This window comes from Streptomyces ardesiacus, from assembly GCF_003112575.1.
Classification (GTDB): domain Bacteria; phylum Actinomycetota; class Actinomycetes; order Streptomycetales; family Streptomycetaceae; genus Streptomyces; species Streptomyces ardesiacus.
This window is the reverse complement of the sequence record NZ_BEWC01000007.1, coordinates 82860-103793: the sequence shown is the minus strand read 5'-3', so window position 1 is coordinate 103793 and position 20934 is coordinate 82860. Positions and strand designations below refer to the sequence as shown.

The 20934-nt window shown below is 74.5% G+C and carries 19 protein-coding genes; 5 read left to right on the top strand and 14 right to left on the bottom strand.

Annotated elements, in window-relative coordinates:
* Positions 1 to 64: 64 nt before the first annotated feature.
* Positions 65 to 1105 (top strand): GlxA family transcriptional regulator, encoded by a 1041-nt coding sequence (locus Sdi02f_RS22540; RefSeq protein WP_167458236.1) that lies wholly within the window; start codon positions 65 to 67, stop codon positions 1103 to 1105.
* A 20-nt stretch (positions 1106 to 1125) separates the two neighbouring features.
* Here Sdi02f_RS22540 and Sdi02f_RS22535 read toward each other — a convergent pair whose 3' ends face one another.
* The 7 genes from Sdi02f_RS22535 to Sdi02f_RS22505 all read right to left on the bottom strand — a co-directional run bounded on the left by Sdi02f_RS22535 (position 1126) and on the right by Sdi02f_RS22505 (position 8503).
* Complete coding sequence (locus Sdi02f_RS22535; protein ID WP_030399686.1) at positions 1126 to 1539, bottom strand: aggregation-promoting factor C-terminal-like domain-containing protein; 414 nt, start codon at positions 1537 to 1539, stop codon at positions 1126 to 1128.
* A gap of 258 nt (positions 1540 to 1797) precedes the next feature.
* Positions 1798 to 2643, bottom strand: a complete 846-nt coding sequence (locus tag Sdi02f_RS22530) for an ECF transporter S component (RefSeq protein ID WP_030399685.1) — start codon at positions 2641 to 2643, stop codon at positions 1798 to 1800.
* Positions 2640 to 4337 (bottom strand): ABC transporter ATP-binding protein, encoded by a 1698-nt coding sequence (locus tag Sdi02f_RS22525; RefSeq protein WP_108933914.1) that lies wholly within the window; start codon positions 4335 to 4337, stop codon positions 2640 to 2642. Before Sdi02f_RS22525 ends, Sdi02f_RS22530 begins: the two co-directional genes overlap by 4 nt.
* Positions 4334 to 5500 carry an energy-coupling factor transporter transmembrane component T gene (locus Sdi02f_RS22520; RefSeq protein ID WP_053638992.1) on the bottom strand — a complete coding sequence of 389 codons (1167 nt, stop codon included), beginning with the start codon at positions 5498 to 5500 and terminating at the stop codon, positions 4334 to 4336. Before Sdi02f_RS22520 ends, Sdi02f_RS22525 begins: the two co-directional genes overlap by 4 nt.
* Positions 5501 to 5612: 112 nt before the next feature.
* On the bottom strand, positions 5613 to 6278 hold the full coding sequence (locus tag Sdi02f_RS22515) for an SCO2322 family protein (protein WP_108933913.1): 666 nt from the start codon (positions 6276 to 6278) through the stop codon (positions 5613 to 5615).
* The gene (locus Sdi02f_RS22510) at positions 6275 to 7540 is read right to left on the bottom strand and encodes an SCO2321 family membrane protein (RefSeq protein ID WP_031081466.1); all 1266 of its coding nucleotides are present in this window, start codon (positions 7538 to 7540) and stop codon (positions 6275 to 6277) included. Before Sdi02f_RS22510 ends, Sdi02f_RS22515 begins: the two co-directional genes overlap by 4 nt.
* Positions 7541 to 7840: 300 nt before the next feature.
* The gene (locus Sdi02f_RS22505; protein WP_037798423.1) at positions 7841 to 8503 is read right to left on the bottom strand and encodes a TetR family transcriptional regulator; all 663 of its coding nucleotides are present in this window, start codon (positions 8501 to 8503) and stop codon (positions 7841 to 7843) included.
* A 209-nt stretch (positions 8504 to 8712) separates the two neighbouring features.
* On the opposite strand from Sdi02f_RS22505, the gene Sdi02f_RS22500 reads away from it, so the two are divergent.
* The 3 genes from Sdi02f_RS22500 to Sdi02f_RS22490 are packed head-to-tail and all read left to right on the top strand — an operon-like array spanning position 8713 to position 11917.
* Positions 8713 to 10104 (top strand): glycosyltransferase family 4 protein, encoded by a 1392-nt coding sequence (locus tag Sdi02f_RS22500; RefSeq protein WP_030399679.1) that lies wholly within the window; start codon positions 8713 to 8715, stop codon positions 10102 to 10104.
* A complete protein-coding gene (locus Sdi02f_RS22495; RefSeq protein WP_030399678.1) occupies positions 10098 to 10832 on the top strand; it encodes a class I SAM-dependent methyltransferase in 735 nt (244 codons plus the stop codon). The genes Sdi02f_RS22500 and Sdi02f_RS22495 overlap by 7 nt, the downstream gene beginning before the upstream one ends.
* Positions 10829 to 11917: a prenyltransferase/squalene oxidase repeat-containing protein gene (locus Sdi02f_RS22490; protein ID WP_030399677.1), complete on the top strand. Its 1089-nt coding sequence runs from the start codon at positions 10829 to 10831 to the stop codon at positions 11915 to 11917. The genes Sdi02f_RS22495 and Sdi02f_RS22490 overlap by 4 nt, the downstream gene beginning before the upstream one ends.
* A gap of 16 nt (positions 11918 to 11933) precedes the next feature.
* On the opposite strand, the gene Sdi02f_RS22485 is transcribed toward Sdi02f_RS22490, so the two are convergent.
* From Sdi02f_RS22485 to Sdi02f_RS22465, 5 genes are all read right to left on the bottom strand, one after another.
* Complete coding sequence (locus Sdi02f_RS22485; RefSeq protein WP_030399676.1) at positions 11934 to 12221, bottom strand: hypothetical protein; 288 nt, start codon at positions 12219 to 12221, stop codon at positions 11934 to 11936.
* 107 nt (positions 12222 to 12328) lie between these two features.
* Entirely contained in the window at positions 12329 to 13174 is an 846-nt protein-coding gene (locus Sdi02f_RS22480) for a DUF5336 domain-containing protein (RefSeq protein ID WP_030399675.1), read from the bottom strand.
* A gap of 157 nt (positions 13175 to 13331) precedes the next feature.
* Positions 13332 to 14318 carry an N-acetylmuramoyl-L-alanine amidase gene (locus Sdi02f_RS22475; protein ID WP_053638989.1) on the bottom strand — a complete coding sequence of 329 codons (987 nt, stop codon included), beginning with the start codon at positions 14316 to 14318 and terminating at the stop codon, positions 13332 to 13334.
* Positions 14319 to 14340: 22 nt separating this feature from the next.
* The gene (locus Sdi02f_RS22470) at positions 14341 to 15009 is read right to left on the bottom strand and encodes a class I SAM-dependent methyltransferase (protein ID WP_167458235.1); all 669 of its coding nucleotides are present in this window, start codon (positions 15007 to 15009) and stop codon (positions 14341 to 14343) included.
* Between the two features lie 97 nt (positions 15010 to 15106).
* Positions 15107 to 16864 (bottom strand): MFS transporter, encoded by a 1758-nt coding sequence (locus tag Sdi02f_RS22465; protein WP_108933911.1) that lies wholly within the window; start codon positions 16862 to 16864, stop codon positions 15107 to 15109.
* A gap of 248 nt (positions 16865 to 17112) precedes the next feature.
* On the opposite strand from Sdi02f_RS22465, the gene Sdi02f_RS22460 reads away from it, so the two are divergent.
* Positions 17113 to 18561: an MFS transporter gene (locus Sdi02f_RS22460; RefSeq protein ID WP_053638986.1), complete on the top strand. Its 1449-nt coding sequence runs from the start codon at positions 17113 to 17115 to the stop codon at positions 18559 to 18561.
* A 485-nt stretch (positions 18562 to 19046) separates the two neighbouring features.
* Here Sdi02f_RS22460 and Sdi02f_RS22455 read toward each other — a convergent pair whose 3' ends face one another.
* Complete coding sequence (locus Sdi02f_RS22455) at positions 19047 to 19619, bottom strand: response regulator (protein ID WP_438363749.1); 573 nt, start codon at positions 19617 to 19619, stop codon at positions 19047 to 19049.
* Between the two features lie 82 nt (positions 19620 to 19701).
* Entirely contained in the window at positions 19702 to 20922 is a 1221-nt protein-coding gene (locus Sdi02f_RS22450) for a sensor histidine kinase (protein WP_108933909.1), read from the bottom strand.
* Positions 20923 to 20934: the final 12 nt, after the last annotated feature.

Here is a 20934-nt window from a genome sequence, read left to right as displayed (position 1 = left end):
ACGATGTCGGCAATGTCGTCTAACCTGCAGATACCGACATGGCCGTGCGACCCAGGGAGGGACCGTGAACCCCGCCGGACGACTGATCGTCGTCGTGCTCTTCGAGGGCGTCGACCTGCTCGACGTCACCGGGCCGCCGGAGGTGTTCTCCCTCGCGCGGCGCGAGACGGAGGACGCGGCGGGCTACGAGGTGCTGCTCGCCGCCGCGACCACCGGCCCGGTCACCACCGCCGCCGGTGTCCGGGTCCTGCCCGACGTCACCTTCGACGGCCTGCCCGGGCGGCGCATCGACACGCTGCTCGTGCCCGGCGCGGTCGAGGTGGACGGCCGACGCCGGGTGCGGGCGCTCACCGACCCCGTCGTGGTCGAGTGGGTGGGGCGGCTCGCGGCACGGACCCGGCGGGTCACCTCCGTCTGTGTCGGAGCGCATGTCCTCGCCGCCGCCGGGCTCCTCGACGGCAAGCGCGCCACCACGCACTGGTCGACCGCGCGGCAGCTCGCCGACGAGCATCCGGCGGTCGAGGTCGACGCCGACCCGATCTTCATCCGCGACGGCGACGTGTGGACCGGTGCGGGCATCAGCTCGTGCCTCGACCTCTCCCTCGCCCTGGTCGCCGACGATCTCGGTGAGGCCGTGGCGCTGCGGGTGGCCCGGCAGCTCGTGATGTACCTGAAACGGCCCAGCGGGCAGAGCCAGTTCAGCGTCCCGCTGGAGCAGGTCGCCACGACCCGGCGCGTCGAGGACCTCCGCCACCACATCATGCGCCACATCGCCGAACCGCTCACCGTCGCCGACCTCGCGGCCCACGCCCACGTCAGTGACCGGCAGCTCACCCGCATCTTCAAGACCGAGCTGGGCACGACCCCGTACGCCTACGTCGAGTCGGCGCGCGTGGAAGTGGCCCGCCAGCAGCTCGAATCCACCGACGCGACCCTGGAACGCGTCGCCTCCGCCTGCGGTTTCCGCACCGTCGACACCCTGGTCAGGGCCTTCCGCCGCAGACTGGACACCACCCCGACCGAATACCGCCGCCGATTCCGCACGACGGCGAGCACGCGCGAAGACGGCCGCCCGGGGGACCAGGGGCGGCCGTCTTCGGTGTGAGGGGGAGCGGGGCGGGGGTGTCAGTACCAGCCGTTGGTCTGCCAGAAGCTCCACGCGTCGCAGGCGCTGCCGTAGCGGTCCTTCATGTAGTCCAGGCCCCACTTGATCTGGGTGGCCGGGTTGGTCTTCCAGTCCGCGCCCGCCGAGGCCATCTTCGAGCCCGGCAGGGCCTGGACCAGGCCGTACGCGCCGCTGGAGGCGTTGGTGGCGTCGACGTTCCAGCCGCTCTCGTGGTCGACGATCTTGGAGAAGCACTGGAACTCGGCCGAGTCGCCGATCATCTTCTTCGCGGTCGCCTGCGCCGAGGAGGCCGGCGTCGCGGCCTGGGCGGGCCCGGCGGCGATCAGCGAGCCGCAGGCGGCCGCGGCCAGGGCGGCACCCGCGAGGGCCTTCTTCGGGGTGGCGGCGGTACGGAGGAGGGAAGCGGCGGTCAACGGAGGGCCTTTCTTCGGGGACAGGGGCGTCGGCGCACACCGGCCCGGCATGCGTCGGCGCCGCTGCCCGGGAGGGCGTCGGCGCCTTGCGACCGGTTCAGAGAAACAGGCGGGCCGGTCGTCCGCAATCGTCCCTTGTGCTAAGCGCGGTCGTAGGCGGCGCGGTGGTGCTGCGCCCCGGAGGCCGTACGGCCCGTCCACCGGCCGGCCTTCGGCCACGATTCCGCTTCGTAGGTGAAGCGGCTCACGTGGGGCGGCTCACCCCGCCGGCTTCTCGAACGTGACCGGCGTCTCGAAGGCCGCCCTGCGGGTCGCGCGGCGCAGCGCCTTCAGGACCGGGGTGCCGAGGGCGAGGGTCAGGACGACGGTCATCGCGGCGCGGCCCCCGTCCCAGCCCAGCGACGTGGCCAGGCAGTAGGAGAGGAAGCGGGCCAGGTTGTCCGGGACCGACGCGTCCGGGTCGAAGGCGATGTTCGAGGCGAGGGTGTTCATGAACGTCCAGCCCGCGAGGTTCATCACCGTGCCATAGGCGAAGGCGGCCAGGAAGCCGTACGCCGCCAGCATCAGCAGCTCCGCCCGGCCGCGCAGGCGGTCGGGGCCCGGCAGCAGGCCCGCGCCCATCGTGAACCAGCCCATCGCCAGCATCTGGAACGGCATCCACGGCCCCACCCCGCCCGTGAGCAGCGCGGACGCGAACATCGTGACCGAGCCGAGCACGAAGCCGAAGCCCGGGCCCAGGACCCGGCCGCTGAGGACCATGAGGAAGAACATCGGCTCCAGGCCCGCCGTCCCCGCGCCGATGGGACGCAGCGCCGCCCCGGCCGCCGCCAGGACGCCGAGCATCGCCACGGCCTTCGGACCGAGGCCGGACTCCGAGATCGTCGCCGCCACCACCGCCACCAGCAGCACCAGCACGCCCGCGAACAGCCACGGCGCGTCCTGCGCGTGGGCGTTCAGCGACGCGTCCGGCGGAGCCAGGAAGGGCCAGCCGAAGCCCGCCACGCCCACCGCACTGACCAGGAGCAGGGCCGCCACCGAGCGGGGGCCCAGGCGGACCGCGCGGGCCTGGCGGTCGCGGGGAGCGGTGACACGGGGGCCCGTCATGACAGGGCCTCCCGCACCTGTGCCACCGTGAGCCACTTCCTCGGCGCCAGCACCTTCGCCACCTGCGGGGCGTAGGAGGGGGAGGCCACCACCACGTCCGCCGCGGGGCCGTCGGCGATCACCTCGCCCTCGGCGAGCAGCACGACCCGGTGGGCCAGCTCGGCGGCCAGTTCGACGTCGTGCGTGGCCAGCACGATCGCGTGGCCCTCGGCGGCCAGTGCGCGCAGGATGCCGGTCAGCCGGGCCTTGGCCGCGTAGTCCAGGCCGCGCGTCGGCTCGTCCAGGAGGAGGAGCGGAGGACGGGCGGTCAGGACGACGGACAGGGCGAGGGTCAGACGCTGGCCCTCCGACAGGTCCCGGGGGTGGGTGTCGTCCGTGACGCCCGGGAGCAGTTCGGTCAGGAGGGCGCGGCAGGTGCCGGGCGCCGCCTCCGCGTCCCGGTCGGCCGCCGCGCACTCGGCGGCGACCGTGTCGGCGTACAGCAGGTCGCGCGGCTCCTGCGGGACCAGGCCGACCCGGCGCACGAGGTCACGAGGGGCCGTACGGTGCGGTACGGCGTCCCCCGCCCGGACCGTGCCGGCGGACGGCTCGACCAGGCCGACCAGGGCGGACAGCAGCGTGGACTTCCCGGCGCCGTTGCGGCCCATCAGGGCGACCGTCTCGCCGGGGGAGACGGTCAGGTCGACGTGGCGCAGCGCCTGGATCCGGTCGCGGCGCACGGCGAGGGAACGGACCTCGGCGGCGTACGGGGAGGGGATCGCGGGCGTCGTCCGCGGGGGCGTCCCGCGGCGGCGCCAACGGCGTGCCGGAGCGGGCCGGAGGGCGGGGGGTTCGGGGGGCGCGGCGGGCGTCGGCGGGGTGTGGTCCGGGATCTCGCGGCCGGCCAGCCGGTCGCGCAGCCCGGACGCCCGGCGGCGGGCGTCCCGGACCGTCAGCGGCAGCGGGGACCAGCCCGCCAGCCTGCCCAGGTCCACCACCGGCGGGTACACCGGGGAAACGGCCATCACGTCCGCCGGGGCGCCGATGAGCGGTGCCTCGCCGGGGGCCGGGAGCAGGACCACCTGGTCGGCGTACTGGACGACCCGCTCCAGGCGGTGCTCGGCCATCAGGACCGTCGTGCCGAGGTCGTGGACCAGGCGCTGGAGGACGGCAAGGACCTCCTCGGCGGCGGCGGGGTCCAGGGCCGAGGTCGGCTCGTCCAGGACCAGGACGTCGGGGTGCGGGGTGAGGACCGAGCCGATGGCGACCCGCTGCTGCTGGCCGCCGGAGAGCGTGGCGATGGGGCGGGAGCGCAGGTCGGCCAGGCCCAGCAGATCGAGGGTCTCCTCGACGCGGCGGCGCATCACGTCGGGCGCCAGGCCCAACGACTCCATGCCGTAGGCGAGTTCGTCCTCGACGGTGTCCGTCACGAAGTGGGAGAGCGGATCCTGGCCGACCGTGCCGACCACGTCGGCCAGTTCGCGCGGCTTGTGGGTGCGGGTGTCCCGGCCGGCCACGGTGACCCGGCCGCTCAGCGTGCCGCCGGTGAAGTGCGGGACGAGGCCGCCCACCGCGCCCAGCACGGTGGACTTGCCGACGCCGGAGGGACCGGCGAGCAGGACGAGTTCGCCCTCCGGGACCTCGAAGTCCACGCCGCGGACGGTGGGTTCGCCCGCGCCGTCGTACGTGACCGACACGTCCTCGAAGCGGATCACGACGGCTCCTTCACGGCGGTCTTCGGGGCGGGATCGGGGGCGGGGGTGACGAACGCCGGGAGCAGGCCGACGAGTACGGCCGCCGCCGGCCAGAGGGGGAGGGCCGGCGCGACCAGGGGGACCACGCCCGGGTGCAGGGCCGCCGGGTCGCGGGCGGCGGCGAGGAACAGCAGCGCGGCGACCGCCACGCCGGAGGCGGTGACCAGCCAGGCGCGGGCGTCCCAGCGGTCGGGGCGGTAGCGGGTGCGCACCGTCCGCCGCCCGCCGAGCCACAGTCCCGCGACGGCGGCGGCGACACCGGCCAGGAGGACGGGAACGCCGTACGTGCCGCCCGCGGCGGTCAGCAGCCCGTACGTCCCCGCGCAGACGCCGAGCAGACCGCCGAGGGTGAGGGCGGCGGTGGTACGGCGGACGGGGGCCGGCACGTCGGCGGTACGGCCGTAGCCGCGGGCGTCCATCGCGGCGGCGAGGGCGACGGAGCGCTCCAGGGCGCCCTCCAGGACGGGCAGTCCCACCTGGAGCAGTCCGCGCAGGCCCCGGTCCGGACGGCCGCGCAGGCGGCGGGCGGCGCGCAGGCGCTGGACGTCGGCGATGAGGTTCGGCGCGAAGGTGAGGGCGACGACGACGGCGACGCCCATCTCGTACAGGGCGCCGGGCAGGGACTTGAGGAGGCGGGAGGGGTTGGCGAGGGCGTTCGCGGCGCCGACGCAGATGAGGAGGGTGGCCAGCTTCATCGCGTCGTACAGCGCGAAGGCGAGGCCCTCCGCGGTGACCCGGCCGCCGAGGCGGATGCCCTGCGCCCAGTCGGGGAGGGGGACTTCGGGGAGGGTCAGGAGGGTGTGGGTGCCCGGGACGGGGGAGCCGAGGACGGTGGTGAACAGGAGGCGGATGAGGAGGACGGCGAGGGCGAGCTTGACGAAGGCGCCGTAGGAACGGGACCACGGGGCGTGGGGGCGGCGGGTGACGACGACGTAGGCGGAGACCGTGACGAGGAGGGTGAGGAGGAGGGGATTGGTGGTGCGGGTGGCGGCGGTGCCGAGGGCCAGCGCCCAGAGCCACCAGGCGCCGGGGTGCAGGGCGGTTGCCCGGTGCCGGTGGAGGGCGGGGGCGCCGGCCGGCGCTGACGGGGTGCGTCCCCCAGAGGGGGTGCCCCCCGCGCCCACCCTGCCCCACGCTCGGCCTCGCTCGCGCGGGGGGACCCCCGTCGCCCCGGCGGCACGACTGCCCGCGGGAGCGGCGGCCCCGGCGGCTCGGCTGCCCGCGGGGACGGCGGCTTCAGCGGGTCGCATTCCTGCGCCGCCTCGCCTGCCAGGTGGCCGCGCCGGCCAGGGCCGCCACGACGGCGATGCCCGCGTAGAGGCCGACCGACGGGCCGTCGTCGCCCTCGTCGCCCTCGTCGGCCGTGGCCTTCGGGGCGGCCGGGACGCCGGAGCCCTCCTTCTGCGACACCTGCTCCCCGCAGCCCGACTTCGGGTAGCCCGCGATCGCGCACAGCAGGGCGTTGGTGTCGTAGCGCAGGGGGCCCGCGGCATCGGCCAGGGCGTCGGCCGTCGTCGCGTCGGGGGAGACCTGGGCGCAGGCCGTGCGCGGGGCCGGCGGGGTCTCGCCGGACGGGGCGTCGGGGGCCGTACCGAAGTCGAGGACCAGCGCCACCCGCTTGCTGCCGTCCTTGGCCGGCGTCTTCGCGCAGATCGACGCGAAGTCCGCGGTGCCGCGGGGCCGGGCCGCGTCGCCCGAGTCCTCGCTCACCGCGAAGCGGAAGCCCTGCACGTCGCCATCGGAGGGGCGGACCATGGACGGACCCTGTGTGGCGTAGACCCACCCGGCGCCGTCGCGGTCCCAGAAGGACCAGTAGCGGTATCCGGCGGCCTGCGCCTGGCCGGCCGTCCCGATCAGCAGGAAGGCGGCCAGGAGGAGCAGGGTGACGCGGCGGGCGGTCACGGCTGCTGCTTCTTGGTGCGGTTGCTGAGCAGGAAGCCGATGCCGATGCCGAAGACCAGGCAGACGCCGACGAACCACCAGACGCCGAACGGCGAGTCCTCGTCCTTCTTCCGGTCCTCGTCGCTCGCCGTCGCCGTGTCCTTCACCGCCGTGCCCTGCGGGGCCGGGCCGGTCGCGTTCAGCCGTTCCACCAGGTCCGTGCCGCCGAAGTCGCGCGGGTCGGTGCCCGTGGCGTGGGCGGCGAGGACGAGCTGGGCGTAGGCGGCCGGGCCGCTCTGCGACGCCCACGTCGCGGCGTTCTTCTTCAGCCAGGCCAGCGGCTCGGCGGCCCGGTCCGCGCCGCCCTGCGCGGCGAGGGCGACGACGGCGTCGGCGGTGTTGCCGTAGTCGGGCTGGTCGGCGGAGCCGCCGAGGGCGGAGACGAGGTGGCCGTCCTCGGCGAGCGCGTCGGCGAGGTAGGCGGCGCCGTTGGCGGCGGCCTGCTCCCGGCCGGGCTTGTCCGCGTCGGCGCAGGCGGCGTCGGACCGCGCGCCGGAGCCGGAGGGGTCGGCGGCCTCGGCGACCAGGCCCTTGCCGAGCGCGCCGAGGACACCGGCGGCGGTCGCGTCCGCGTTGGGGAGCAGCTTGCCGTCCTTGTCGGGCTGGAAGGCGAAGGCGCCCGCGCCCTTGTCCTTCGCGCAGGGCAGGGCGAAGGACAACAGGGCGTCGTAGGGGGACTTGCCGTCCTTGACGACCTTCCCGGGGTCCGTCTCCGTGGCGGTCAGGGCGCCGATGACGACGGAGGTGGAGTTGGCGTCGCTCGGGGTGCCGGGGGTGTAGCCCCAGCCACCGTCCTCGTTCTGCACGGACTTCAGCCAGCCGAGGGCCTTCTCGACGACGTCGCCGTGCCCGCCGACGGCCCACAGGGCCTGGACGGCCGCGGCCGTGCTGTTGGAGTCGACCGGGGTCTTGGCGTCGCAGGCCGCGGCCGGGTCGGCGCGGAAGGGGGCGAAGGCGCCGTTCGCGCACTGCTGGTCCGTGAGCCACTTCACGGCCTTCGACGACGGGACCACGCCCGCCGTGTCCTGCGCGAGCAGGGCGAGGGACTGGCGCCAGACACCGTCGTACCGGGGATCGGTGGTCCCGTACAGCCCGGACGGCGTGGACGGGGAGGAGGCGGGAGCGGAGGGCGACGGATCGGCGGCGACCGCGGGCGCGGTGGCGGCGCCGATCACGGCTATGGCGGCCAGAGCCGCGGCGCTGCTGCGACGGCGGACGTTCATGAGCGGCGGGTGCCTTTCCCTGTGCGGGGCCTGGCAGCACGGGGCACCCCCGGCGGCTCGGCCCCGTATGCCTCGACGGTGCCGTGCACCGGCGGGCGCCGGGCACGTGAGCCGGTCACATCCGCGCGGGGCAGTCCGGCTCACCGTCCGGGAAGCCTCGGGCGGGCTCGGCGGGCGGCTCACGGTTGCGGGTCAGCGCCGGAATTGCACCGGCTTCCCCCCGTACGGGTGATGACGACGCCGCCACTTTACCCGCCCGCCGGAGCGGGGCCGAGGGGCGGCCGACCCGATCACGGGCCCTCAGCGGGACGCCGTCCCGCCCCGGGCGCCGGTCTCCGTGAGGTCGATCAGCCGGCAGACCGTCTCGATGTCCACCCGCACCTGGGCGAGGGAGGTGCGGCCGGCGAGCCAGGTGATCAGGGCCGAGAGCCAGGTGTGCTCGACGACCCGGACCGCGGAGAGCTGCTCCGGGGTCGGGTGCTCCAGGCCGCCCATCGCGTCCAGGATGATCGCCGTGGTCTGCCGGGAGACCTGGTCGACCTCCGGGGAGACGCTGCGGTCGGCGAAGGTCAGGGCGCGGGCCATCGCCTCGGCCAGCCGGGGTTCGCGCTGCAGCGCGCCGAAGGCCCGCATCAGGGTCTGGGCCACGCGGTCCGCCGCCGTCTCGCCGGTGGGCGGGCTCTTGCGCAGGGTGCAGTGCAGGCGCTCCAACTGGTCGTGCATGGTGGCGACGAGCAGGTGCACCTTGGAGGGGAAGTAGCGGTACAGCGTGCCGAGCGCGACCTGCGAGGACTCCGCGACCTCCCGCATCTGCACCGCCTCGAAGCCGCCCCGGCAGGCCAGTTGGGCGGTCGCGTGCAGGATGCGGCCGCGGCGCTCGCGCTGCCGCTCGGTCAGGGGCGGGGCGGCGGCGCGGTGCGCCGCGCCCGCCGGCTCCGTCGCCGGTGCGTCCGCCTCGGTCACCTTCTCCCCCTGTTCCGCTTCCGCCGTCTCCGCCGTTTCCGCCGTGCTCCCGCCGTGACCCGTCGTGGCGCGAATCACCTGATCCACTCGTCACAGCCCGGCTACCTGCCGGTAGATTCGGGGGCCTCCGACGATCAAGTCTGAAACTTGTTCTAGATTATCGTCCCGACGTAGTGTCGCCGGACAGTGCAGTGAGAAGGGGGACCGGAGTGACCGCCGAGGCCAGTCAGACGGGTCCCCGTCCGGAGCCCGCAGCCGACGGCTCGCCACCGCTGCGCATCGCACTGCTCACCTACAAGGGGAACCCGTTCTGCGGCGGCCAGGGCGTCTACGTCCGCCACCTCTCCCGCGAACTGGCCCGCCTCGGCCACCGCGTCGAGGTCATCGGCGCCCAGCCCTACCCCGTCCTCGACGTCCTCGACGGCCGTGAGGACCGGCTGTCCCTCACCGAGCTGCCCAGCCTCGACCTCTACCGCCAGCCCGACCCCTTCCGCACCCCGAAGCGCGACGAGTACCGCGACTGGATCGACGCGCTCGAGGTCGGCACCATGTGGACCGGCGGCTTCCCCGAACCCCTGACGTTCTCCCTGCGCGCCCGGCGCCATCTGCGCGCCCGCCGCGGGGAGTTCGACGTCGTGCACGACAACCAGACCCTCGGCTACGGCCTGCTGGGCGACGTGGGGGCACCCCTCGTCACCACCATCCACCACCCCATCACCGTCGACCGGCAGTTGGAACTGGACGCCGCCGACAGCCGCAAACGCCGCTACTCGGTGCGCCGTTGGTACGCCTTCACCCGGATGCAGAAGCGCGTCGCGCGCCGCCTGCCCTCCGTGCTCACCGTCTCCGGCACCTCCCGCCAGGAGATCGTCGACCACCTCGGCGTCCGGGACGACCGCATCCACGTCGTCCACATCGGCGCCGACACGGACCTGTTCTCGCCCGACCCGTCGGTGCCGCGGGTGCCGGGCCGGATCGTGACGACCTCCAGCGCGGACGTGCCGCTCAAGGGCCTGGTCTTCCTCGTCGAGGCGCTCGCCAAGGCGCGCACCGAGCACCCCCGGGCCCACCTCGTCGTCGTCGGCAAGCGGCCCGCCGAGGGGCCCGTCGCCCAGTCGATCGAGCGGTACGGGCTCGAAGGCGCCGTCGAGTTCGTCAAGGGCATCTCCGACGCCGAACTGGTCGACCTCGTGCGGTCGGCCGAGGTCGCGTGCGTGCCCTCGCTGTACGAGGGGTTCTCGCTGCCCGCCGCCGAGGCCATGGCCACCGGCACCGCCCTGCTCGCCACCACCGGCGGGGCCGTCCCGGAGGTCGCCGGACCCGACGGGGAGACCTGCCTCGCCGTGCCGCCGGGGGACGCGGACGCGCTGGCCGGCGGACTGAACCGGCTGCTCGGCGACCGCGAACTGCGGGCCCGCCTCGGCGCCGCCGGACGCGAGCGCGTGCTGCGCCACTTCACCTGGGCCCGCGCCGCCGAGGGCACCGTCGCCCGTTACCGCGAGGCCATCGGTTCCGCCCCCACCACCGCCCCGAGGATCGTGCCCGCGACCCCGACCACCCGTGACACCGGCGTCTACCCCGAAAGCAGGGCCACGTGCTGACCGTCGACTTCTCCCGGTTCCCGCTCGCCCCGGGCGACCGCGTCCTGGACCTCGGCTGCGGCGCCGGCCGGCACGCGTTCGAGTGCTACCGGCGCGGGGCCCAGGTCGTCGCGCTGGACCAGAACGCCGAGGAAATCCGCGAGGTCGCCAAGTGGTTCGCGGCGATGAAGGAGGCCGGTGAGGCCCCCGCCGGCGCCACCGCCACCGCGATGGAGGGCGACGCGCTCGCCCTGCCCTTCCCGGACGAGTCCTTCGACGTCGTCATCATCTCCGAGGTGATGGAGCACATCCACGACGACAAGGGCGTCCTCGCCGAGATGGTCCGCGTCCTCAGGCCCGGCGGGCGCATCGCGATCACCGTGCCGCGCTACGGCCCCGAGAAGGTCTGCTGGACCCTCTCCGACGCCTACCACGAGGTCGAGGGCGGCCACATCCGCATCTACAGGGCCGACCAGCTCCTCGCCCGCATCCGCGAGGCCGGCCTCAAGCCGTACGGCACCCATCACGCGCACGCGCTGCACTCGCCGTACTGGTGGCTCAAGTGCGCGTTCGGCGTCGACAACGACAAGGCGCTGCCGGTGCGCGCGTACCACAAGCTGCTGGTGTGGGACATCATGAAGAAGCCGCTGGCGACCCGGGTCGCCGAGCAGGCCCTGAACCCGCTGATCGGCAAGAGCTTCGTGGCCTACGCCACCAAGCCGCACCTGCCGGCCGTGGACGCCGCGTGACCACCTCGCGCACGCCCCGCACCCCCCGTACCGAGCACCTCGTCCTGCCGGGCGTCCTCACCGACGCCGAGGCCGCCGCGACCGTCCGCGGCATCCTCGCCGTGCAGCGCGAGGACGGGGCGATCCCCTGGTTCCGCGGGCACCACCTCGACCCGTGGGACCACGTCGAGGCGGCCATGGCCCTGGACACCGCCGACGAACACGAGGCCGCCGGGCGGGCCTACGCGTGGCTGGCCCGGCACCAGAACCCGGACGGCTCCTGGTACGCCGCCTACGCCGACGGGGACTTCGCCGACGTCACCGACCGCGGCCGGGAGACCAACTTCGTCGCCTACGTCGCCGTCGGCGTCTGGCACCACTACCTCGCCACCGGCGACGACACGTTCCTGGAGAGGATGTGGCCCGTCGTCCACGCGGCGGTCGAGTTCGTGCTCGCCCTCCAGCAGCCCGGCGGGCAGATCGGCTGGCGCCGCGACGAGGACGGCACGGACACCAAGGACGCGCTGCTGACCGGCAGTTCCTCCGTCCATCACGCGCTGCGCTGCGCGCTGGCCATCGCCGAACTGCGCGAAGAGCCGCAGCCCGACTGGGAGTTGGCGGCGGGCGCGCTGCGGCACGCCATCCGGCGCCATCCGGAACGGTTCCTGGACAAGGGCCGCTACTCGATGGACTGGTACTACCCGGTCCTCGGCGGCGCGCTCACCGGCACCGAGGCCAGAAGCCGCCTCAAGGAGAGCTGGGACCGCTTCGTCGTCCCCGGCCTCGGGGTGCGCTGCGTCGTGCCCAACCCGTGGGTGACCGGCGGCGAGTCCGCCGAACTCGCGCTCGCCCTGTGGGCGGTGGGCGAGTCCGACCACGCCCTGGAGATCCTCCAGTCCATCCAGCACCTGCGGGACGCGGACAGCGGCCTGTACTGGACGGGCTACGTCTTCGAGGACGACGCGGTCTGGCCCCGCGAACTGACCACCTGGACGGCCGGCTCCCTGCTCCTCGCCGTCGCCGCGCTCGGCGGCCACGAGGCCACCTGCCAGGTCTTCGCGGGCGACCGGCTGCCCAGGGGACTGGACCCGGACTGCTGCGTCTGAGCGGCGGACCGGCCGGTCAGTGACGGCCGAGACGGTTGGCGACGGCGTGGCCGACGAAGAGGTACACCACGGCGGCCAGGCCGTACCCGGCGACGACGCGGGCCCATGCCTCGTCGAACGTGAACAGGTCGCGCGACCAGCCCGCCAGCCAGTCGGCCGCGTCATGGACGAACCGCACCAGGTCGTTGGCCCGGTTGGCGTCCAACAGGTACATCAGGATCCACAGGCCGAGAATGAAGGCCATGACGTCCGCGACGATCGCGACGGCCCTGCCTGCGGAGTTGGAACCGCGGTATCTGGACATGCCTTCCGTATGGCCGCGCGGGCGCGGAGAAAACCTGTGCGAACGGCCCCCCGTCCGCGACTCGGAGCGGACGGGGGGCCGTTGAGGCGTCTGCGCAGCGGGCGGGATCAGCCGCGCTGAATGCCCGAGGTGTCCTGGAGGACGCCGCGGCGGCCGTCCTGCGTCTGGGCGACCAGGTGGGCGCCGCGCTGCTCGACCGCCAGGTACCAGGTGCCCGGCGCCAGTTCGGCGATCGGCGTGGGCGAGCCGTCCTCCGCGAACAGCGGACGCGGCACCGGCACGGCGAACCAGAACGGGGAGAAGTCCCCGGCCGGCTGCGCCTGCGCCTGCTGCGGGGCCTGCGGCTGACCGGGCTGCGGCTGCCCCGGCTGCGGCTGGCCGCCGAAGGACTGGCCCGGCTGGCCCGGCTGGCCGCCGTACGGCTGCTGCTGCGCGCCCGGGTAGCCGTAACCGCCCTGGGGCTGGCCGCCGTAGGGCTGCGGTGCGGCCGGACGGGCGGCCGGGATCAGGGAGCCCTTCAGGGCGGGGAGCAGCGGGGTGGCGACGGCCGCGGCGGCCAGGACCAGGGTGGCGACGAGGGCGAGGATCAGACCCGCCCCGGCCCCCAGACCGGGCGTCCCCCCCAAGTTGTCGAAGGGGCCGGCCGGGTCGAAGATGTTGCCGAGCGCGCACCAGGCGGCGAAGACCGTGAAGGCGATGCCGAACTGACCGAGGTCGAGACCGGCCACCTTCAAGGGCTGCGGCAGCGCGTGGTTCAGGACGACGAGCGCCGCGCCGATGACGCCCGCCAGGACGACACCGAGCACGACCGGCCCACTGCCCCACAGGCTGGGGATGTCGGCGCTGTCCGACGCACCGTCGATCGAGTAGATGTCGAGGAACGACGCGATGAACAGCAACACCGCTGCTCCGATCACCACGCCGTCGCCTCGAGTGAGGGAGCGGATATTCACTTCAGGTCCTTCGTAGGTCGTCTCGTCGTCGGAAGAGGCGTCGCTGTCACGATGGCGCCGAAAGGTTCCGTGTGAAGCGCGGGGGTGGCCCCTCATCGTACGGACGACACTATCGTCCACGGCTCGGGGCTGTCCGCAGGGATCGGGACGCCACCCGTCACCCGCGCAGGAAACTCACGATTCCCTCAGACATCCCCTCCGCCGCCTTCTGGCGCCAACTGCCGCTGGTCAGCAGTGCCGCGTCCTTGGCGTCACGCATGTTGCCGCACTCGACGAACACCTTGGGAACCGTTGACAGATTGAGACCGCCCAGATCCGTGCGTGTGACCAGACCGGTGCCGTCGCCGAGGTAGTTGGACGGCGCGGTGCCCGTGACGCGCACGAAGCCGCCCGCGACGCGCTCGCCGAGCTCGGCGGAGGGCGCCACGATGGCGCGGGTGTCGGCGGTGCCCTCGTGCACCCGGCCCGGCATGATCACGTGGAAGCCCCGGTTGCCCGCCGCCGATCCGTCGGCGTGGATCGAGATGGCCGCGTCCGCGTGCGCCTCGTTGCCGATCCGGGCCCGCTCGTCCACGCACGGCCCGAAGGGACGGTCGCCGTCCTGCGTCAGCTCGACGGTCGCGCCCTGCTCCCTCAGGAGCGTGCGCAGCCGGTGGGCCACGTCGAGGGTGAACTTCGCCTCCGGCCAGCCCGCGTCGGTGGCCGTGCCCGTCGTGTCGCACTCCTTCCGGTGCGTGCCGACGTCGACCTTGCGGTTGATCTCGGACGCGTGCCGGAAGTTGCCGGGGTTGTGGCCGGGGTCGATGACGACGACCTTCCCCTTGAGAGGGCCGGAGGCGGCGGACCGGGAGGCGGACGGCCTCTGCGACGCGGGGGCGGGGGAGGAGCCCGTGGGCTTCTTCGCGTCACCTCCGCCCGGGGACGCGGGAGCACCGGAGGCCGGAGCACTGGAGGACGGTACCGGCGACGACCCCGGGGCGCCCGCGCGGTCGCCGCCCCCGTCGTCCGGGCCGCCGACCGCCGCGTACACCCCCCACCCGAGCAGCGCCCCGGGCACGAGCGCGGCGACCGCCACGGTCAGCGTGCGGCGCAGCGGGGAGCGGCGGGGCTGGGGAGGTTCGAAGTCCGGGCCTGTGTACGACACGTCAGCGACTCTAACCGCGCCCTCAGATCCCCGCGCCGCTTCGCCGCAGGACGCGCAGCGAGTCCGTCGCCGAGACCTCGGTGAACGCGCCGGACGCCAGCGCCCTGAGCCAGACACGGTACGGGGCCTGGCCGGTGAACTCGTCGGCAGGATCGGGGAAGACGTCGTGGATGACCAGCAGGCCGCCGAGGGCCACGTGCGGGGCCCAGCCCTCGTAGTCGGCGTTGGCGTGCTCGTCGGTGTGGCCGCCGTCGACGAAGACGAGGCCGAGGGGGGCGTTCCAGAGGGCGGCGATCTGGGGGGAGCGGCCGACGAGGGCGACCACGTGCTCCTCCAGTCCGGCACGGCGCAGGGTGCGGCGGAAGACGGGCAGGGTGTCCATCACGCCCAGTTCGGGGTCGACCGTCTCCGGGTCGTGGTAGTCCCAGCCCGGCTGCTGCTCCTCGCTGCCCCGGTGGTGGTCGACGGTCAGCGCGGTCACCCCGGCCCGGCGGGCCGCGTCGGCGAGCAGCACGGTGGAACGCCCGCAGTACGTGCCGACCTCCAGCAGCGGCAGCCCGAGCCCGCCCGCCTCCACCGCCGCGGCGTACAGCGCGCGGCCCTCGTGCGCGGGCATGAACCCCTTCGCGGCCTCGAAGGCGGCCAGGACGTCGGGGGACGGGGAGGGAGCGGAGGCGGGGGCCGCGGTCATGGGGGCCTTTCGGTGGTCGTGCGGGGAGTGCCGGCGCCCCATGCTGCCGTACCCCCCGCCGCGCACCGCGACAGGGGGTACGGGCCGGGGCGGGGAGTCAGGCCGGGACCGTCTCGCCCGGCAGGGACAGGTCCAGGTCGACCGGGCGGTCGCCGTCGTGGGTCGCCGCGTGGGCGAGCGGGGCGTGGCCCGCGGCCCGGGCGGCCAGGACGTAGGGGCCCCGGGCCGGCACGGCGAGGGCGTAGCCGCCGTCCTCCGCGGACAGGGTCGCGCCCGCCTGCCGTCCGTGCCGGTCGATCAGCGTCACCTTGGCGCGGGGGACGGGGGTGCCGTCGGCGGCCAGCACCCGGCCCCGGAAGCCGTGCGGCGGCCGGACCGCCCCGGCGAGCGCCTGCTTGGCGCGGGCCAGGTTGGCGTCCTCCTCGCTGCTCGCGCGCAGTTGCGAGACCCCGGCCGGGCTGCGGCGGGGCAGGAAGAAGGCCAGCACCAGGCCGACGGCGACGGCGGCGGCCGCGATCAGGAAGGAGACGCGGAAGCCGTGCATGGTCGGCACGGCGACACCGCCCACGTCGGTCGAGGTGTTGGCGAGGACCATGCCGATGACGGCGCTCGACACCGACGTGCCGATGGACCGCATCAGGGTGTTGAGGCCGTTGGCCGCGCCGGTCTCCGAGGCCGGGACCGCGCCGATGATCAGCGCGGGCAGGGAGGAGTAGGCGAGGCCGATGCCCGCGCCGATCAGCACCGACGTGACGACGGTCTGCCAGGCGGCGCTCATCAGGCCGAGGCCGCCGGCGTAACCGATCCCGATGACCACCAGGCCGACGATCAGGGTGGTGCGGGGGCCGTAGCGGGCGGAGAGCCGGGCGTAGACCGGCGCGGTGAACATCATCGTCAGGCCCAGCGGGGCCACGCACAGGCCCGCGACGACCATCGACCGGCCGAGTCCGTAACCGGTCTCGGCGGGCAGTTGGAGGAGCTGCGGCAGGACGAGGGAGATGACGAAGAAGGAGACGCCGACCATGATCGAGGCGAGGTTGGTGAGCAGCACCTCGCGGCGGGCCGTGGTGCGCAGGTCGACCAGCGGGGCCGCGACGCGCAGCTCCATCAGGCCCCACAGGAGCAGCACCACGACGGCGGCGGCGAACAGGCCGAGCGTGGTCGGCGACGACCAGCCCCAGTCGCTGCCCTTGCTGATCGGCAGGAGGAAGAGGATCAGACCGGCGGACAGGCCCAGCGCGCCCGGCAGGTCGAAGGAGCCCTTGGCGCGCAGCGGGGACTCCGGCACGACCAGCAGGGTCAGGGCGATGGAGAGGGCGCCGAGGCCGGCGGCGCCGAAGTAGAGGACGTGCCAGTCGGTGTGCTGCGCGACCAGGGCCGCGGCGGGCAGCGCCAGTCCGCCGCCGACGCCGATCGAGGAACTCATCAGCGCCATGGCCGAGGCGAGCCGCTCGCGGGGCAGCATGTCGCGCATCAGGCCGATGCCGAGGGGTATGGCGCCCATCGCGAAGCCCTGCAGCGTACGGCCGACGATCATCGGGACCAGGGCGTCGGTGAGCGCGCTGAGCAGTGCGCCGAAGACCATCACCGACAGGCTGGCGATCAGCATGCGGCGCTTGCCGAACAGGTCGCCGAGCCGGCCCATGATCGGCGTGGCCACGGCTCCGGACAGGAGCGTGGAGGTCAGGACCCAGGTGGCGTTGCTGGGTGAGGTGTCCAGGAGTCGGGGCAGGTCCTTGATGACGGGGACCAGCAGGGTCTGCATCACCGCGACGACGATGCCCGCGAACGCGAGTACCGGGACGGTGGCCCCGCTCGCTTGCCGCACGGGCTCGTCGGTCGTCGTGTGGGACATGGGGTGGGGCCTCCAGGCCGGGAGTCGGTGGATGCGTGGATCGTGGGTGTGTGCAGGCTGAACCTCGTGCGCCGGGGCAACTATTCCGTTGCTTCGAGTCCCTAACTAATTCTTGACCTTCTCTTGGTGCCCGGCCCCTGCGCGGTTCACCGGACGGCCGCCTACGACCCGGGTCCTAGGACGGCCGGCGGGCGGGCGGGACCAAAAACCGATGCAAGGGGCGCACCCGGCTTGAGACCATGACACCCATGCTCGAAGCCACCGGCTCCACCTCCCCGTCCGCGCCCACCGACGCACGCCGCATATCCCCGCGCCGTACGCCGCCGACCTGGCTGGTCGTGGCGCTCGCCTGCGCCGGACAGTTCCTCGTCGTGCTCGACGTGTCCGTCGTCAACGTCGCCCTGCCCTCGATGCGCACCGACCTCGGGCTGAGCGCCCAGGGCCTCCAGTGGGTGGTCAACGCCTACGCCATCGCCTTCGCCGGGTTCATGCTGCTCGGCGGGCGGGCCGGCGACCTGTACGGGCGCAAGCGGATGTTCCTGGTCGGGCTCGGCCTCTTCACGCTGGCCTCGCTGGGCGGCGGACTCGCCCAGGAGGGCTGGCAGTTGCTGGCCGCACGGGCCGCGCAGGGTCTCGGCGCGGCCGTGCTCGCCCCCTCGACGCTGACGCTCCTGACCGCCGCGGTGCCGGAGGGCGCGGCCCGGGCCCGCGCGATCGCGACCTGGACGGCCGTGGGCGCGGGCGGCGGTGCGGCGGGCGGCCTGGTGGGCGGCGTCCTGGTGGACGGGCTGTCCTGGCGCTGGGTGCTGCTGATCAACGTGCCGGTGGGCGCGGTCGTGCTGGCCGGGGCCCTGCTGTGGCTGACGGAGAGCCGGGGCGGCCCGCGACGCCGCCTCGACCTGCCGGGCGCGCTGCTGGTGACCGCCGGACTCGCCGCGCTGGCCTACGGCATCTCGCAGACCGAGTCCGAGGGATGGGCGGCGACGGCGACCCTGGTGCCGCTGGTGGCCGGTCTCGCGCTGCTCGGTCTCTTCCTCCTCGTCGAGGCGCGCACCGCCTCGCCGCTGATGCCGCTCGCCCTGCTGCGGCTGCGGTCGGTGGCGTCGGCGAACGTGGCGATGCTGGTGTCCGGCTCGTCGATGTTCTCGATGTGGTTCTTCATGACCCTGTACGCGCAGAACGTCCTGGGCTACTCCCCGTTGGAGGCCGGCGTCGCCCTGGTGCCCAGCTCCCTCGCGGTCGTCCTCGGTTCCAAGGCGGCCCCGCGGTTCCTGCCGGTGCTCGGCGCCCGGAACGTGGCGGTGCTCGGCACGCTCGTCGCGGCGGTCGGTTTCGGCTGGCAGTCGACGATGACCGCGGACGGCGGCTACCTCACCGCCATCATGATCCCCGGCGTGCTGATGATGCTGGGCGCGGGCATCGCGGCGACCCCGCTGGCCTCACTGGCCATCTCCGGCGCGGCTCCCGGGGACGCCGGCCTGGTCTCCGGTCTCATCAACACCTCCCGCACGATGGGCGGTTCGCTGGGACTCGCGGTGATGTCGACGCTCGCGGCGTCCCGTTCCGGCGGCGAGGACGCGGGCCCGGCGGCACTGACGGACGGCTACGCGCTGGTGTTCCGCACGGCGGCGGGGGTCCTGGTCGTCGCGGCGGTCCTGATGTGGGCGTGGCTGCCGAAGGCACGCGGGAGGGACTGAGCGCGCGGGCGACGCCCGCCGAGGCACGCCTCGAAGGGCCACGCCACCGCGACCGGTGTGCGGCTTCGCCACGCCACCGCGACCGGTGTGCGGCTTCGCCACGGGGCGCGTCCGGTGTGCGGCTTCGCTGTGGGGTGTGGTGCGGGTGTGGCTTCGTCGGGGGGTGGGGCGTGCCGGTGGTTTGTGGCGGGTGTGCAACGTCGGTGCCCCGCCCGGTTCGGACCCGGCCTTGCTGTCGAGTCGTGCGCAGTGGCTTCGCCGTGGGGGGCGATCCGGGGGTGGCGCTTCGTCGCGGGGTGCGAGCCGCGTCGGCGTTTGTGGCGGGTGTGCAATGTCGGTGCCCCGCCCGGTTCGGACCCGGCCTCGCTGTCGAGTCGTGCGCAGTGGCTTCGCCGTGGGGGGCGATCCGGGGGTGGCGCTTCGTCGCGGGGTGCGAGCCACGTCGGCGTTTGTGGCGGGTGTGCAACGTCGGTGCCCCGCCCGGCTCAGACCCACCCCCGCTGCCGAGCCGCGCGCAGCGCCTCCGCCCGGTTGCGGGTCCCGGTCTTGCCGATCGCGGCGGACAGGTAGTTGCGGACCGTCGACTCGGACAGATGCAGCGCCGCGGCGATGTCCGCGACCGTCGCACCGTCCGCCGAGGCCCGCAGCACGTCGCACTCCCGCCCGGTGAGCGGGCTGGGCCCCGCACTGAGCGCCGCCGCGGCGAGCGCCGGGTCGACGACCGTCTCACCGGCCAGCACCCGGCGGACCGCCCCGGCCAGTTCCTCCACCGGGCCGTCCTTCACCAGGAAACCGGCGGCGCCCGCCTCCATGGCCCGCCTGAGGTACCCGGGGCGGCCGAAGGTGGTCAGGATCAGCACCCGGCAGCCGGGCACCCGCTCGCGCAGTTCGGCGGCGGCGTCCAGGCCGCTCAGGCCCGGCAGTTCGATGTCGAGGAGGGCGACGTCGGGCCGGTGGGCGAGCGCGGCGGCGACGATCTCGTCCCCGGCCGCCACCTGCGCCACCACCTCGATGTCCGCCTCCATCCCCAGCAGCAGCGCGAGCGCGCCCCGCATCATGCCCTGGTCCTCGGCGAGCAGGACCCGGACGGGGTGGGTGCGGGGCGGCGTCTGGTCGGTCACGGAGGCAAGGGTAGGGGGCCTACGCCGGTGCGCCCACCGGCCGTTCCTCCTCCCGCACCGGCAGCTCCGCCGTCACCGAGAAGCCGCCCCGGGGCTCCGCGCCCGCCGTGAGCGAACCGCCCGCCGTGGCGAGGCGTTCCGTGAGGCCGGTCAGGCCCGTGCCCGGACCCCGGGCGGGGCCCGCCGTCCCCGTGCCGTCGTCCGTGACCGTCAGCCGGACCCGGTCCGCACCGCCGAGGACCGCGATCTCGCAGCGGCTCGCCCCGCTGTGCCGTACGACGTTGGTGACCGCCTCCCGCACCACCCACCCCAGCAGCGCCTCGGTCTGCGGCGGCAGCGGCGGGCCCGAGCGGCGGACCACCGCCTCCACGTCCGCCGCGTCCAGTGCCGAGCGGGCCCGGTCCAGCTCCGTGCCGAGGCTGCCCTCCCGGTAGCCGGTGACCGCCTCGCGGACCTCGGTCAGCGCCTGCCGGCCGACCGACTCGATGTCCGTGATCTGGGTCAGCGCCGCGTCCAGGTCCCGGGGCGCCAGCCGCCGGGCGGCCTCCGACTTGACCACGATCACCGACAGCGTGTGCCCCAGCAGGTCGTGCAGGTCCCGCGAGAACCGCAGCCGCTCCTCCGCCACCGCCCGGGTGGCCAGTTCCTCCCGGGCGGCGCGCAGTTGCCGCACGGCGTCGGACAGGCTCAGGATCGCGGCCGTCACCATCGTCGAAAGGAAGGTCCCGTAGGCGATGCTCAGGCCGTTCCAGCCGTCCTTGACGCCGCCCACCGCGCCCGCCACCACCGCCAGCGACCAGCCCCACCGGCCCAGCCACGGGCCGCGCAGCGCCGCCCCCGCGGCCAGGCCGAGCAGCGGGAAGAACAGCAGCCAACTGCCGCCGTACGCCAGCGCCAGAGAACAGGTCACCACCGCCATCGCGGCCAGCGCCAGCCGGGTGTTCGGCGACTCGCGCAGCTCCTTGTGGAAGGAGCGGAAGGCGACGTGGATGTAGAGCGAGTTGAAGACGATCAGTCCCGCTCCGCCGACCCAGGGGTTGGCGCTGTTGCCCTGGAAGATGTTGGCCAGACTGCCCAGGCCCATCAGCAGCCACGGCAGCAGCGTGAAGCCGCTGGGCGCCGGACCCGTCCGCTGCGGCCGTTCGCCGGACCCGTCCGGCTCCGGCTCGGACTGCCGTGCGAGCTGCCACGCGTCCAGGCGGTGCGAGGTCCTGCGCAGCCGCTCCCGGATCCCGGTCATGGGTGCCGGCTC